The 13329-nt window shown below is 66.7% G+C and carries 15 protein-coding genes and 1 tRNA gene; 5 read left to right on the forward strand and 11 right to left on the reverse strand.

Features of this window, described 5'->3' with window-relative positions; all coding sequences use genetic code 11:
• Positions 1 to 159: 159 nt before the first annotated feature.
• Both VGK32_21600 and VGK32_21605 read left to right on the forward strand, forming a co-directional pair.
• Positions 160 to 375: a hypothetical protein gene (locus VGK32_21600; protein HEY3384363.1), complete on the forward strand. Its 216-nt coding sequence runs from the start codon at positions 160 to 162 to the stop codon at positions 373 to 375.
• Positions 376 to 544: 169 nt separating this feature from the next.
• A tRNA-Arg gene (locus tag VGK32_21605) sits at positions 545 to 621 on the forward strand.
• Between the two features lie 472 nt (positions 622 to 1093).
• Here VGK32_21605 and VGK32_21610 read toward each other — a convergent pair.
• The 7 genes from VGK32_21610 to VGK32_21640 form a co-directional block, all read right to left on the reverse strand.
• Positions 1094 to 1459: a hypothetical protein gene (locus VGK32_21610; protein HEY3384364.1), complete on the reverse strand. Its 366-nt coding sequence runs from the start codon at positions 1457 to 1459 to the stop codon at positions 1094 to 1096.
• A gap of 251 nt (positions 1460 to 1710) precedes the next feature.
• Complete coding sequence (locus VGK32_21615) at positions 1711 to 1935, reverse strand: type II toxin-antitoxin system HicB family antitoxin (GenBank protein HEY3384365.1); 225 nt, start codon at positions 1933 to 1935, stop codon at positions 1711 to 1713.
• Positions 1936 to 2086: 151 nt separating this feature from the next.
• Entirely contained in the window at positions 2087 to 2320 is a 234-nt protein-coding gene (locus VGK32_21620; protein HEY3384366.1) for a DUF433 domain-containing protein, read from the reverse strand.
• Entirely contained in the window at positions 2317 to 2619 is a 303-nt protein-coding gene (gene nadS / locus VGK32_21625) for a NadS family protein (GenBank protein HEY3384367.1), read from the reverse strand. The genes VGK32_21620 and nadS overlap by 4 nt, the downstream gene beginning before the upstream one ends.
• The gene (locus tag VGK32_21630; protein ID HEY3384368.1) at positions 2616 to 2951 is read right to left on the reverse strand and encodes a hypothetical protein; all 336 of its coding nucleotides are present in this window, start codon (positions 2949 to 2951) and stop codon (positions 2616 to 2618) included. Before VGK32_21630 ends, nadS begins: the two co-directional genes overlap by 4 nt.
• 161 nt (positions 2952 to 3112) lie before the next feature.
• Positions 3113 to 3358, reverse strand: a complete 246-nt coding sequence (locus tag VGK32_21635) for a hypothetical protein (GenBank protein ID HEY3384369.1) — start codon at positions 3356 to 3358, stop codon at positions 3113 to 3115.
• Between the two features lie 66 nt (positions 3359 to 3424).
• On the reverse strand, positions 3425 to 4675 hold the full coding sequence (locus VGK32_21640) for an alpha/beta hydrolase-fold protein (GenBank protein ID HEY3384370.1): 1251 nt from the start codon (positions 4673 to 4675) through the stop codon (positions 3425 to 3427).
• A 147-nt stretch (positions 4676 to 4822) separates the two neighbouring features.
• Here VGK32_21640 and VGK32_21645 point away from each other — a divergent pair, with 147 nt between their 5' ends.
• Positions 4823 to 6919, forward strand: a complete 2097-nt coding sequence (locus VGK32_21645) for a molybdopterin cofactor-binding domain-containing protein (GenBank protein HEY3384371.1) — start codon at positions 4823 to 4825, stop codon at positions 6917 to 6919.
• On the opposite strand, the gene VGK32_21650 is transcribed toward VGK32_21645, so the two are convergent.
• Positions 6897 to 7253 carry a LysR substrate-binding domain-containing protein gene (locus VGK32_21650; GenBank protein HEY3384372.1) on the reverse strand — a complete coding sequence of 119 codons (357 nt, stop codon included), beginning with the start codon at positions 7251 to 7253 and terminating at the stop codon, positions 6897 to 6899. The two genes, VGK32_21645 and VGK32_21650, sit on opposite strands and share 23 nt — an antisense overlap.
• Here VGK32_21650 and VGK32_21655 point away from each other — a divergent pair.
• On the forward strand, positions 7134 to 8108 hold the full coding sequence (locus VGK32_21655) for a TonB-dependent receptor (protein ID HEY3384373.1): 975 nt from the start codon (positions 7134 to 7136) through the stop codon (positions 8106 to 8108). The genes VGK32_21650 and VGK32_21655 overlap by 120 nt on opposite strands.
• Before the next feature lie 202 nt (positions 8109 to 8310).
• Here the strand turns inward: VGK32_21655 and VGK32_21660 are convergent, their stop codons facing one another.
• The 3 genes from VGK32_21660 to VGK32_21670 all read right to left on the reverse strand — a co-directional run bounded on the left by VGK32_21660 (position 8311) and on the right by VGK32_21670 (position 12773).
• Positions 8311 to 10674: a TonB-dependent receptor gene (locus VGK32_21660; GenBank protein HEY3384374.1), complete on the reverse strand. Its 2364-nt coding sequence runs from the start codon at positions 10672 to 10674 to the stop codon at positions 8311 to 8313.
• A gap of 148 nt (positions 10675 to 10822) precedes the next feature.
• Positions 10823 to 11377 (reverse strand): response regulator, encoded by a 555-nt coding sequence (locus VGK32_21665; protein ID HEY3384375.1) that lies wholly within the window; start codon positions 11375 to 11377, stop codon positions 10823 to 10825.
• Positions 11361 to 12773, reverse strand: a complete 1413-nt coding sequence (locus tag VGK32_21670) for an ATP-binding protein (GenBank protein HEY3384376.1) — start codon at positions 12771 to 12773, stop codon at positions 11361 to 11363. Before VGK32_21670 ends, VGK32_21665 begins: the two co-directional genes overlap by 17 nt.
• 82 nt (positions 12774 to 12855) lie before the next feature.
• Between VGK32_21670 and VGK32_21675 the strand changes: the two genes are divergently transcribed.
• Positions 12856 to 13320 carry a MarR family transcriptional regulator gene (locus tag VGK32_21675; GenBank protein HEY3384377.1) on the forward strand — a complete coding sequence of 155 codons (465 nt, stop codon included), beginning with the start codon at positions 12856 to 12858 and terminating at the stop codon, positions 13318 to 13320.
• Positions 13321 to 13329 lie beyond the last annotated feature (9 nt).

Consider the following 13329-nt stretch of genomic DNA (forward strand, 5'->3'; position numbering starts at 1 on the left):
TCGGCGCCGGAGTGGACCGACACCTGGGGGACGGTCGGGGATGGTCACGGTGGCATTTCGCCATTGTCGGTTCGCCGATTGTGCCCCCCTGGACAATGGCGGATCGGGGACCTACATTAGGGGTGGATTGGTGTCGGACCCCGGAAAGGAGCGTCGGATATGGCTCCTGTGCTAGCGGTCGAGGAACACATCGTGAGGCGGGCTCGCGCCGAGTACCTCGAGATGCCCGGGCTGCGGTTGACGTGCGCACAGGCCCAGCGATTGTGGGGGCTGGATCGTCACACATGCGACGAACTCCTCACAACGCTGACGCAGACCCACTTTCTGGCGCGGACCAAGGACGGAGCGTTTGTCCTATCGGCGTCCCGGATCTAAATCCCAGGCGATTGTCGGTCGTTCCCTCCCTGACGTGTCCCGCAGAGTGATTGCGTGGCTGGCGTGCGTCCGAGGTGTAGCCTTCGGGCGACTCCGTGTACAATTCCCGATGGGTTGGTGGGGTTGCCGTCTTCCCGGCGGCTCTCACGCGCTACTTCACTGTCCGTTCGCGCCCGTAGCTCAGGTGGATAGAGCACCGGCCTTCTAAGCCGGGGGTCGCAGGTTCGAGTCCTGCCGGGCGCGCCAACCTTCGCCGCGCTTGTAACTCTGTGCGCGGCTTCGGCTGGGCAAGCCAGCAACTTCTCTTCCTGCTCTTCTCAAGACGACCTTTCGCACTGGGCCCGACCTTCTTCCGGCGCTCGAGGATCGGCGCCAGCCTCCCTCGCGGGTCGAACGGGACCCGCCGGTTCTCGGAGTCCTTCGCGTTGGCTCCGGGAATGGCGATCTGGAACCGCTCCCAGTCGACGTGCCGGTTCTGAATGCGGAGCATCTCGCCTTGCCGGCAACACGTCTCCAGGGCGCCGATGATGCGGTCGTGCATCGAGGCGCCCGCCCACTTGTGTTCTTCCGAATCGACGGTCAGCGCCGCGTCGAGCAGCGCCTTCTCTTCGTCCGGCCCGATGCGCCGATCGCGCTTGGTTTCCTCCTTGGCCCGGATGCAATACCGAACCGGTGGAAGGGCGACGGCGCGCCCTTCGCGGTACGCCGCCTTGAACCGCTAAATCGGCTTCACTTTCTCGAGCGCCTTCGCCGGTTCGTTGCCGATGACGGCCTTCACCGCTTTCAGACGGCCTCTGATGGTGACCGGATCCTGCAAGCCCTCGGCCTCGACGTAGGTCGTGACGTAGCGGTCACCCTCGTCATCATCCTGGAGGGCAACCCCGTCCTGTCGGCCGGGCTCGGTCGCCACCGTGCCGCGCGGCGCAAGCATCCCGACGAGGTATCGCGCCGACACGCGCTCCCTTGCGTCGGCCAGCACCTCGTTCTCGCCGCCGGCGGGGCCGAGGAGGTCGTTGATGATGAGGTCTTGGAGTTCGGCGCGCAGTCGAACCGGTGCAGGCGGTGTCGAGACAGGCTCAGCCATGACGGCCGGACTGTAGCACTGACGGATCGCTACCGACCCGCTGTCCCCTGTCTCCGCGCGTCACGACTGTTCAGTGACGCCGATGACTTGCTTGACGATCTTCGGGTGCAGAATCTCGCCGGCATAAAAGGGGCAGGACGATCGGCGTGACGCCCCGCAAGTAGATGCGGTGGCTGCCGCGGGACCGGATCAGGACGAAACCTGCCGCCAGGAGGGGCGTCTCGGCCTCCTCGGCAGTGAGGCGCGGCAGCCTAGGCAACGCGGACCTCGATCGTGGTGGTCAGGATCTCCTGGCTCACCAAAACGCGCTTCTCCTCCTCGGAGAGCGTCTCCCAGTACAACTCGATCGCCTCGCGCATCCGATCGACGGCCTGGTCCACGCTACCTGCCTGAGTCTGACACCCTGGCAGTTCCGGGCAGTAGGCGTAGTACCCGTGTGCGTCCTTCTCGATGACGATACTGGCTCTTCCTGACATCGCTGGCGCTCCTTCTTGGTCCCGCCCGAATCGACGCGACGCCCGTTGGTCGCTGGCGACGATCGCATGATCCACCAGATCGCCCCCCGGTTGCCAGTCCGTGCTCACGTCGTCGTCAACAGCAGCCGGACCGACCGATGCCGCACTCGACTCAATCGTTGAACAGCCTCGCCGTGTCGGCCCCGGTCGCCAGGACGCGGCTCTGGCTTCCATTGATGTGGTAGTCGCGGCCTCGAACGCGGACCGGTGATGGAAACTGCCGCAGGAACTCGTCGAGGCTCTCGCCCGCTTCCAGGTAATCGAAGAGCGACTTGATCGGAACCCGCGTACCGGCGAACACCGGCGTACGTCCGAGAATACTCGAGTCACTCTGGACGAGGCTCACGCTGCACTCCGGCCGTGAAGCGCTTCGGCGACGGCCCTTGGGTTCTTGACCGCCACCCTCAGCAGGGCCAGCGCTGGCCCTTCGGGGGTCCGCCGCCCCTGTTCCCAATTGCGCAGCGTGGCCACGCTCACGCCAATCATCAGCGCGAACTCCGACTGCGACACGCCGAGCTTCGCCCGCACGGCGCGCACGTCCGCCGGCTGGAACACCTTGGTCCGTGACGGCTTCACGGTGCCGCGCCGGATGCGGCCGGCCTGGCGGACACTCGTGAGCAACTCCTGAAACGCCCTATCCTTCACTTGAACTCCTCCCGAACGAGGCGCCCGAGGATCTTCACCTGGGCCGCCGTGAGGTCTCCTTGTTCGGTCTTGCTGTAGACGAACAGCATGTAGAACACCGACTCGCCAGGAGCCCAGTAGTAGACGACTCGAAGGCCACCGCGCTTTCCGGTGTCCAGCGCCGCCCACCGAAGCTTGCGGAGCCCGCTCGACCCGCGAATGAGCGCGCCCTGCTCCGGCCGCAACATCAGGGCGACTTGAAGCCGCCGGTACGCTTCGTCGTCGATTAGCCGCTTCAAGGCGCGCGTGAACACCGGCGTCTCGACGAACCGCATGCTGGTACTATACGCCAATGGCGTATCTCCTTCAACGTCCAGCGGCCGGTTGCCGCCCGGATCCCTGCGACGTTCTTTCGGCTTGCCAGAGGCTCGCAGGTGCCTCATTTCGACTGACAAATGACTGACAATCCGCGGCGGCTCGAGGCGTTTTCGGGTTGCCTCCCTTCTCCCAACTTCTAAGCCGGGGGTCGCTGGTTCGAGTCCAGGCGCGCCGGATCCACGTCCGGCCGCGCGAGCAGCAGGTCCGCGCCCCGCCGCACGTCGAGGATGGTCTGGACGCGGTCGTCGAGCTGCTTCTCGCTGAGCGGCGCGCGGGTGTCGTAGTCGAATCTCGCGGCCAGCTCTCGAGAGGACGACTGGGCGCCCAGCAAGGACACAGCAACGAACGGGAGGGCCGAGGCGGCCAGGATCGGGCGCTTCATGGAAGGACCTCCACGTCTCCGCGGTCGTGTAGCAGGTGCTGGTCGGCGTGGTGACTCGAGCCAGTTTCAGAACCGTCTCTGCCGCTCTTCGGACGACCGCGTTCGCCCGGGAGAGGTTCCCGCCGATGCGGGGCCGAACAGGCTGACGAGCAGACCCCCCAGGTGGTGGGTCCACGTCACGGCGCTGTGGCCCTCGGGCACCTCGGTGTAGTCCACGACATGGCCGGCAGCGGCCAGCGCCTGCCGCAGGCTGCGGGCGGTCGGGACGTTCGCGTAGTCGTACCGGCCCGCGAGGATGGCCACTCGCAGGCGACGGTTCCGCCGCTCGGCGATCGCATCGATGTCGGCGCGGTCGATCCTGCGGCCGGGAACCAACAGGCCCAGGCGGTTGAATACGTCGGTGGACGCGAGAGCGGCGCCGAGCGCGTCCTTCGCGCCGAAAGAAATCCCGATCACCGCCCGCCTGCCCGCGCTCCTGGTCAAGGCGAATCGGGACGCCAGCCACGCCGGCAGTTCATCGGTGAGGAACGTGCGCAGCGGCGCGCCGGTGAAATGGTCTCCGCCGCGTGAGGTCGGGCCGACGAACACGGCCACGATCGGCTCGATCGCCCGGCGGGCAATCAGCCAGTCGAGCACGCGCGACACCTGGCCCGAGCGCAGGTCGAGAAACACCGCCACCGGGTAGTCCCCTTCGTCCCGATAGCCCGCTGGCGTGTAGACGATGAGGCGGCAGGCTCCGCCGAGATTCTGACTCTCGACGCTGGCTTCGGTGATCAGGCCCGCGGGCGAGGCCGAAGGGTCCGCGAGCTCCGGCGGTGGCACGTAGCCGGGCATCACGAACTCGGAGGCCCGAAGGCCCCCGAGTTCCGGCCCGGCGGACTGGCGCGGGTTGTATGGGTCGACCCGGAAATCGGTCAGGCCGTAGGCGATGAGGTACTCGATGCGCGCGCGGGGCGCCACGGTCGCCTGGAGCGAGTACCAATCCGTACGCCCCACCCGCGTCATCCTGCCAGCCGTGAAGTCGAAGGTGCCGTCGGTGTGCTCGCCCCATCCGGTGACGTCCGACACGATGCGCGGCACGCGGCCCCCTGCGCGCCTGGCCAGGAACGTGACCGTCGCGTCGCCGCCGGCCGTCGGTTCGCCGATGATCGGAGTCGTCGCGTGTCCCGCCTCGATCGCGGCAACCGCCGCCTCGAGCGCAGCAACCTTGGAGGCCGGCTTGCCGCGCGACTGCGCCGCTAGCGGGCGCCACACGCACACACCAAGCGCGAGAATACCTGCCCCGGCAAGAGTGAAGAGGAAATGGCGATGCGACATGTGCGACCTCGAGGATTAGACACCGCAACCCTCGGACCGGCTGAGGCTCAGTTTCGCCCACGACGGCGTGACCCCACATACAAGCGCGGCCGGTAAGGCCGGCACTTCCGAGCTATACTGCCCGGCAAATGCGGGAGGAGGCCTCGGATGGAAGAACTGGATCGCCGTGGGTTCCTGAAGGCGGCCGGCTGCGGTGTGTTCATTCTCTTTTCGGTCGACGACCTCGCCGCGGCGGCACAGGAAGCAGGAGGCCAGCGCTCGTACCCGGACGATTTCAACGCCTATCTGAGAATCGGAGAAGATGGCCGTGTCGCGTGCTACTCGGGGAAGGTCGAGATGGGACAGGCCAACACGACGGCCCTGGCCCAGATGCTCGCCGACGAACTGGAGGTCCCGTTCGATCGCGTGGACATGGTCATGGGTGACACACGGCTGTGCCCGTGGGATGGAGGCACGAACGGCTCGCGCAGCATCAAGTACTTCGGACCTGCCCTGAGGGCCGCCGGCGCAGAGGCTCGTGAAGTCCTCATCCAGCTCGCGGCGGAACAACTTCAGCGACCGCCGGCGCAATTGACGGCCAAGGATGGGTTCGTCGTCGACCGCAACGGCGCGGGCATCCGCCTGGCCTACGGCGCGCTGACCGGAGGCAAGCGTATCGAGAGGCATCTCGCGCAGAAGCCGGCATTGAAGAGCCCCGCGAAATGCGTGGTGATCGGCAAGTCGCTGCGGCAGCGAGACGGTGTGGACAAGGTGACCGGAAAGGCGAAGTTCGCGGGGGACGTCCGCCTGCCGGGCATGCTCTACGGCAAGATCCTCCGGCCGCCGGCGCACGGAGCCCAGCTGAAGAGCGTCGATGTCGAGGGCGCCGGAACGTTCCCTGGCGCGCGAGTGTTCCGGGACGGCAACTTCATCGCGGTCGTCCATCCCACGCCTGACGGCGCGGCATCGGCCCTCCAGCGGATCAAGGCGGACTTCAGCCTCCCTGACAGCAAGGTGGACGACGGCAACATCCTCGAGCATCTGATGGCGCAGCCGGGCGAGGGCCGCGCCGTCGAGGGGAAAGGAGACCTCGCGAAGGGACGCGAGATGGCGGCTGTCACGTTCGATGGGACATACTTCACCCCCTACATCGCGCACGCGGCGATCGAAACGCATTCGGCGCTGGCGCACGTCGCGAGCGACGAGACGACCGTGTGGGTCTCGACACAGCGGCCCTTCGGCGTTCAGCAGGAAGTGGCGAAAGCAATCGGGATCCCGGGAGACAAGGTGCGGGTGATCACCCCGCTCGTCGGCGGCGGGTTCGGCGGAAAGAGCGCAGGCCCGCAGGCGGTCGAAGCCGCACGATTGTCGAAGCTGGCCGGAGCGCCCGTGCAGGTGGTCTGGAGCCGGGACGAGGAGTTCTTCTACGATACGTTTCGACCTGCGGCGTTCGTCAGGATCAGCTCCGGACTCGACTCCACCAACCGGATCACGTTCTGGGATTTCCAGGTCTTCTTCGCCGGCGACCGCAGCTCGCAGATGATCTACGACGTTCCTCACCTGAGGACAACCTCCACCGGCAGTTTCGGCGGCGGGGGGCCGCATCCCTTCGGCACCGGGGCGTGGCGTGGCCCGGGCAGCAACACGAACAGCTTCGCCCGCGAGTCCCATATCGACATCATGGCGGCCAGTGTGGGCATGGACCCGGTGGCGTTCCGGCTGAAGAACCTCGCCAACCCGCGAATGGCGCGCGTGCTCAAGGCCGCCGCCGACGCATTCAAGTGGACGCCGGCCAGGTCCCCGAGCAAACGCGGGTACGGCGTGGCGCTCCTGGACTACCTGAACACGTATGTCGCGGCCATGGCGGAAGTCGCCGTGGACAAGGTGACCGGGCAGATTCGCGTCAAGCGCGTCACGGTGGCACAGGATCTCGGGCAGGTGGTGAACCCCGAGGGAGCCCGGGTACAGATGGAGGGCAGCATCGTCATGGGGCTGTCGTCGGTCCTGACCGAGGAGATTCACTTTGGCGGCGGCAACATCAAGGAGCGAAACTTCGACCGCTACGACATCACCCGATTCTCGTGGGTGCCCGACATCGAGACGGTGCTCGTCGACAACCCCAATCTGGCGCCGCAAGGCTGCGGAGAGCCGACCATGACCTGCGTGGCGCCGATGATCGCCAACGCGCTATTCGACGCAACCGGCGTGAGGCTCTTCCGGCTTCCGCTGACGCCCGACAGGGTCAAGGCCGGGATGGCCCACTGATCGCGTCGCCGAATTCCGCCACGTCCAGTCGCAGCAGGAAGTCGGTGACGATGCGGTTCTTCTCTCGCACGGCGCTCGTGCGCTTCTGATAGACACAGAACCAGTCCTCGAGCAGGCGAAGCCTCGGAAACAGCGCCACGAGGTCGCCACGCGCGACCTTCCCGAGCACGGTGTACTTCGGCAGCACCGCGGCCCCGTATCCCTCCAGGGCGGCGTGGACCATCCCCCGAACCTGGTTCACCTCGATGATTCGCCCGGGCACCGGCCGCCGCCGCCCCGGAATCGACCGGAGCGCATTGGCCCACCAGACCCCGGCTTTGTCGAGCGACAGCACCGGCACCCGCTCGAGATCGATCGGGCGGCGGGCCATATCAAGCAGGACCTGCACGAGGACCACAACGTCGGGGAACCGATCAAGAACTTCAACGGCCGCATCGTGTCGGTGGGAGTCGAGGACAGCCTGGCGCTGTCGCCCGCGCTGTCGCTGGTGGGCGGCGTCAGCGGAGATTGGCAGGCCACCACGAAAGCCCAGGACTATCAGAAGGGACAGGCTTTCGACCTGCTGGTGTCGTGCCGGACCAGCGGCACGTCATGCGGCGACGCCAATGGCCTCAACCCGCAGGTGGGGGTGTTCTACTCGGTCCCCACGGGCCAGGTCCGGATGACCCTGGCGCGCAAGACGCGCATGCCGTCGTTGAAGGATCGCTATTCGTACAAGTTCGGGACGGCCGTGCCCAACCCCGACCTGAAGGCCGAACACAACATCACCGTCGAGGGCGGATACCAGGGCACGCTCGGGCCGAAGACCTCGTTCCAGGCAACGGTGTTCTACAGCCGGATCGACGACCTCATCCAGCGCTTTTACCTGCGGCCGAATCTCGCGCAGCTCCGCAACATCGGGCGGGCCTACCACGCGGGATTCGAGCTGGATGCGCGCACAGAGATCGTTCGACGGCTGGATGTCGGCGCGAACTACACGTTCCTGAAGAGAGAGAATCTCAGCGACCCTCTCACGCCGCTCGTGGACACGCCGCGCCACAAGGGGCGGGTGTCGGTCACCGGCACCATCGCGTCGTTCCTGCACGCATCCGGCAACCTCGAATTCGAGGCGGACCGCCGGACGCAGAACGAGGCGGGTGCTTATCTGGACGTCCCGTCCTTCGTGACGGCGAGCGTGAAAGGCGTCTAGACGATTGGCGGGCGGCTGGACGCCGAACTGGCGCTCCTCAACGCCTTCGACAAGTACTACTGGGTGTCGGACGGGTACCCCGAGTCCGGCCGAACCATTGGAGTGACCGTTCGTTGCCGATTCTAATCAGGCGATCCGCCTTCCGCTCGGGCGGTCGTGTTGCTGCCTGCCTTGAAAGCGGGAGCGTCGAAGCAGGGACGCTTCAGAATCTGTACGCGACGTTGACGTAGTAGTTCCGGCCGGGTTCGCGCACCCGCGTCCCCAGACGGAACGGATCGCGCTGATACGACATGTGGTCCACGTACAGCGCGTCGAGCACGTTGTCCACTGCGAACGTCACGCGCACGTTGCGCTTCTGGCCGCCCACCTTGAGATTGAGTACGCCGTACGCCGGCATCGGCTCTTCCTGGAGGTCGGTGTCCACGTGGACGTGCTTCCCCGAGAACACCGCCTGGATCTCACCGAAGTAGGCCGACCGGTCGTACCGGATCGACGCGGTTCCGAGGAACGGGTGGATCTCCGCCACGTTCGGGCTCGTGATTCCGAGCGCAGGATTCGGATCCTTCGTGGCCCGGGTGTAGGACGCGTTGAACGACGTGAACAGGCTGTCGGTGACCGGACAGGTCGCGGTCAGCTCGCCGGTCCACATCCTCGCGTCGACGTTCGCATAGGAGCGGGCGGCGCTGTTCATGATTCCCGGCACGGCGTTGATCTTCTTCTGCGAGTGAACGGTGATGTAGTCGGTGAGGCGGTCGTGGTACACGGACGCGGAGACGACCGCTCGTCGGTGGGTGTAGCTCAGGCCGCCGGTCACGCCCGTGTTGCCGGTCGTGCGGAGGTTCGGACTTCCCACCCAGTCGCTCCCCGTCCGCTTGAGCGAGTAGTAGCGTTCCTGCGGGTCGGGCACCCGTTCGGTGTGGCCAACGCCCGCCGTCAGCTCGAACAGGTTGCCGACGCGGTGCGTCACGCGGGCCTTGGCCGATACGCCAGCGTCGGTCGTGGACGTGCTCCGCGTGCCGTTGTAGGCGTAGTAGAGGCCGGTGTTCGCCTTGCTCGCGTCCGCGGCGCTGCGGGACCAATCCACACGCCCTCCAACCTCCACCTTCGTCCCGGCGCCGAGCGTCCGCCGGTGTTCGACAAAAGCGCCCAGGTGATCGATGCTGACGTCGGGCACCGAGTACTGGGGCGCGTACTTCATGCCGGCCATGAGTGTTGAGATGTCCCAGTTCCGCCGGTAGGCTTCGACACCTGTGGAGATCGACCCCAATACCGCCTCGACGCTCCCCCCCGCGGTGTTCGTGTTCGCCTGCGAGGCCATGCTGTACTCTCGCGCCATCCCGATCGACGTGGTGCGAAACTGGTCGGTCATCCAGTGATTGACGCGGGTGTAGTAGGCTCGAGCGGCGACGGTATGGAACCAGCCGGAATGGCGCGCCCACTCGTAGCTCACGCTCGCGCGATCCGCGGTGTCCCAGATTCCGTCCATCTGCAGGTAGGCGTATTTTACGTCGGTCGCCTTCTGCCGCGTGTACGCCACCTGGACCGAATGCCCCGCCCCGGGCGACACGAACCCGCGCACCCACCCGGTATTCGCGGTGAACGCCTTCCCGGCCACCTGGTCGGGACGGTAGTTGGCGTACTGCGTGTAGAGGGTCCCGGACCCGTCCTCGTAGGCATCAGACGTTCTGAACGAGAATCCGCCGAGAACAGACATCGCGGCGGTGCCGGCCGACGCCGTCACCGACGGGTTGATGTACCCGCTCGACCCGAAGGCCAGGTTCGGGCTCGCGTGGAGCCCCTGTGCCGGCGCCCGCGTCACCACGTTGACCACGCCGCCGAGACTCCCTTCGTGACGGACATCGTACGGTCCCTTCCCCACGTCCAGGTGGTCGACCTCGGCGAAGTCGGCGTGGAACGCCGCGGGGTCCATGCCATTGGGACAAGCTCCGTACACCCGGTCGCCATCGATCAGCACGGTGAGATTGCGGCTCTGGAAGCCGTGGACGATGATGTCATTGGCGATTGCACCCTTGCGAATCTTGTAGACGCCGTTCAGCTCGGCCAGCGCCTCGCCGACGTCCCGCGCGGTGCTCTCCCGAATCTCGGACACGGCGATCGTCTCCTTCACGAGCGAGCCGATGACATTGACGGATTCGGAGACCGTGGCGAGCGCCAGCTTGAAATTCTGGGCGCGGCTCTCTCCCGCTCCGAGCGTGAGCCGAGCGCTGCCTTGCAGGAAGCCGTCCAGGGTGGCTGTGAGGTCGTATTCTCCGGGCGCCAGGTTGGATCCGCTGAATCGCCCGTGGTCAGCCGTCACGATTGTCAGCACCTGCCTGGTTGCCGTGTTGGTGATCGTCACGGTCACACCCGGCAGCCGCGCATCGTCGGGGCCAACGACGATGCCGTCGACTTCAGCCGTGTCCGGTCGGACCTCGGCCCGCGATGGCACAGACGCTGCCGAACGCGCCTGTCGCGCGGAGTCCGAGACGATCTGGGCGTGCAGATCACCAGCAAGTCCAGCCGAGAGTCCGACAGCGCAGAGCACCATCAGGAGTGGTCGAGACATGAGAGCCTCCAGAGCCGCATTCACAGGCTTTGCCCGGCAGTGTAATGGGGAAGATCGCTCGTGTGAATGAGGCAAGATGTCGCGGTACCAAGGTCGTGGTACCTAAGTACTCGACCGGCTCTGGGCTCTGGGCTCCAGGCGGTGGGCGTCAGCGCGGTGAGGGGAATCGATCGAGCTTGCGCTGAAGGGAGCGACGGTGGATGCCCAGCAGCCGTGCCGCTCTGGAGATGTTGCCGCCACAATCGGCGAGCACGCGGTTGATGTGTTCCCACTCGACGCGCGCCAGCGACGGCACCTGGCCTGGCTGACCCGTGGCCGCGAGCGGGCTCGTCTGGCGCGAGAGTGCCGCGATGATCTGATCGACATCCGCGGGCTTGGTCAGGTACTCGGCGGCACCCAGTCTCACGGCCTCGACCGCGGTTGCGATCGACCCGTACCCGGTCAGCACCACCGCCACGGTTGCCGCGTCGATCGCCTTGATGTCGCGGATGACGTCGAGGCCCGACTTGCCGCCGGGCATGCGAAGGTCGACGAGCACGAACTCAGGGCTGTCGTCGCGAGCCGCCTGCAGCGCGGTCTCGTGGTCGCAGGCCTCGCGCACCTCGAAGCCCCGATCGCGCAGGGCGCGTGCAAGGCGTTCTCGCAGGCGGTCGTCGTCTTCGACGATGAGCACGGACCGAGGAGCGTCAGTTGGAGCCGGCATGTTCTTTCACCCGCACGGGGAGTTCGAGGCGGGCCGTCGTGCCCCGCCCCGGGGCCGAGTCGAGGTCGAAACGTCCCCCCAATTGTTCCGCCAGGCTCCTGGCGAGCGTGAGACCCAGGCCGAGTCCATGTCCCGGAGCCTTGGTCGTGAAGAACGGCTCCTCCGCGCGCGCCAGGATCTCGGCGCTCATGCCAATGCCCTCGTCGCGAACGACGATGTCGAGTGCGCGGCCGGCGTCGGCGCGGAGGGCGATCGGCTGGCCCGCGGCAGACGCCCGCAGGGCGTTGTCGATCAAACTGGAGACGACGCGTACGAGCGCACGCCGCGGCAGGAAGAGACGCGCATCGTCGCCCGACACGTGCGTGGTGACGCGCGAGGCGTGCTCCGGCGCCACGCCGCCGAGCACGTCTCGCACGAACTCACCGAGCGTGAACGTGGTCGGCATCTCCCCGGCGGCGCTGCCGATGCCATTCAGAATCTCGCGACAGCGGTTCACCTCGCCGCGAATCAGCCGGATGTCGTCGGCCACCCGGCCGCCCGCCGACGAAGGCAGGGAGGTGAGATTCCGCTCCAGTTCGCCAGCCACCACCGCCACGGTCATGAGGGGTGTCGCCAGTTCGTGCGCCGCTCCTGCCGCCAGCGTGGTCAGGGCGGAGAGGCGCTCCGCCTTGGCGGCTGCCTCCCGCATCCGCTGTATTTCGCGGTCCTGCCTGGCGAGACCCGTCGTGAGCCGCGTGACGAAGAATGCGGTGAGCGCCGCGGCGAGCGTGAGAGCCACCCACATGACCTGGAGGTGGCGCGTGAACTCATGTCCGTGTCCGAACGCCATCCCGCCGGCGCCGGCCGACATGTCCGTCGGCGACAAGGCGAAGAGCGTCGCGTAGCACGACACGCCAAATGCGGTGAGGCACCACGTCCAGCGCGATCCGAGGGTCACGGCGGCGGCCGTGATGTGCACCAGGTAGAACACGCTGAACGGGTTCGCGGCTCCGCCCGTTGCCGAGAGCAGCGCCGTCAACTGCAGCATGTCGAACGCCAGGATCGCCGCCGACCACGCCTCCGACAGAGGCCGATGGCGCATCCAGTACGCGAGGCCGGCGTTGGTGACGCCCATCGCTCCGACCAGCGCGAGCAGCAATCCGATCGGGAAGTCGACGCCCGCGGAGCCCCAGATGGCGCCGATGAGGATGACCTGGCCAACGACCCAGCCCCACCGCAGACGGACCAGCCACCACGCCCGAACGTTGCCACGGGGCGTGCCGGCGCCGGCCTGCGTGTCCGAGAAGACGACTGGATCTGCGCTCGTGGTGGCGGCTCCTCGCGCCGTATTATGCCTCAACCCTCCATCGAGCGACGGCTGGCACACGCGCCCGGTCCGGGCGACGGGGTGGCGCATCGAGGGTCATCGGCGACTCGACTTCCGGAGACGTCGGAACTTTCTTCTTGACAATGCGTGTTGTAACACCTACTATGGCGATGTGGCCAGAGACCTTCGCACCGAACTCAAGCAGACCAAGCCGTTCCGCAGCCTTCAGCACGAGGCGTTGCTGAGCATTCAGAGGACCGCGGCCGTCGTCGAGCACGAGTTCGAAGCCGACATCAAGCCCTACGGCATCACCGCCACGCAGTACAACGTGCTGCGGATCCTGCGCGGCGCGGGCGTCGATGGGCTCTGCCGAAACGAGATTCGCGACCGCATGCTGCGGCGCGTCCCCGACGTCACCCGGCTGCTCGACCGACTCGAGGAGATGGCGCTCGTCACCCGCGCCCGAACCGGCGACGACCGCCGCTTCGTGACGACGCGGATCACGCAGTCCGGCCTGGCGATCCTGGCGACACTCGATCCCCTCGTGGACGAGGTGAACGCGCGTCAGGTCGCACGGCTGGACAAGGCTCAGCTGCGCACGTTGATCGATTTGCTGGCGGAAGTTCGAGACAGATAGGAAGGCGTG

The sequence above is a fragment of the Vicinamibacterales bacterium genome (assembly GCA_036504215.1).
In the GTDB taxonomy this organism is placed as follows: Bacteria; Acidobacteriota; Vicinamibacteria; order Vicinamibacterales; family Fen-181; genus FEN-299.

Coding starts and splice junctions, on each gene's coding strand:
- VGK32_21600 (HEY3384363.1), top strand. CDS start 160: ATGGCTCCTGTGCTAGCGGTCGAGGAACACATCGTGAGGCGGGCTCGC.
- VGK32_21610 (HEY3384364.1), bottom strand. CDS start 1,459: ATGGCTGAGCCTGTCTCGACACCGCCTGCACCGGTTCGACTGCGCGCC.
- VGK32_21615 (HEY3384365.1), bottom strand. CDS start 1,935: ATGTCAGGAAGAGCCAGTATCGTCATCGAGAAGGACGCACACGGGTAC.
- VGK32_21635 (HEY3384369.1), bottom strand. CDS start 3,358: ATGAAGCGCCCGATCCTGGCCGCCTCGGCCCTCCCGTTCGTTGCTGTG.
- VGK32_21640 (HEY3384370.1), bottom strand. CDS start 4,675: ATGTCGCATCGCCATTTCCTCTTCACTCTTGCCGGGGCAGGTATTCTC.
- VGK32_21645 (HEY3384371.1), top strand. CDS start 4,823: ATGGAAGAACTGGATCGCCGTGGGTTCCTGAAGGCGGCCGGCTGCGGT.
- VGK32_21660 (HEY3384374.1), bottom strand. CDS start 10,674: ATGTCTCGACCACTCCTGATGGTGCTCTGCGCTGTCGGACTCTCGGCT.
- VGK32_21665 (HEY3384375.1), bottom strand. CDS start 11,377: ATGCCGGCTCCAACTGACGCTCCTCGGTCCGTGCTCATCGTCGAAGAC.
- VGK32_21670 (HEY3384376.1), bottom strand. CDS start 12,773: ATGCGCCACCCCGTCGCCCGGACCGGGCGCGTGTGCCAGCCGTCGCTC.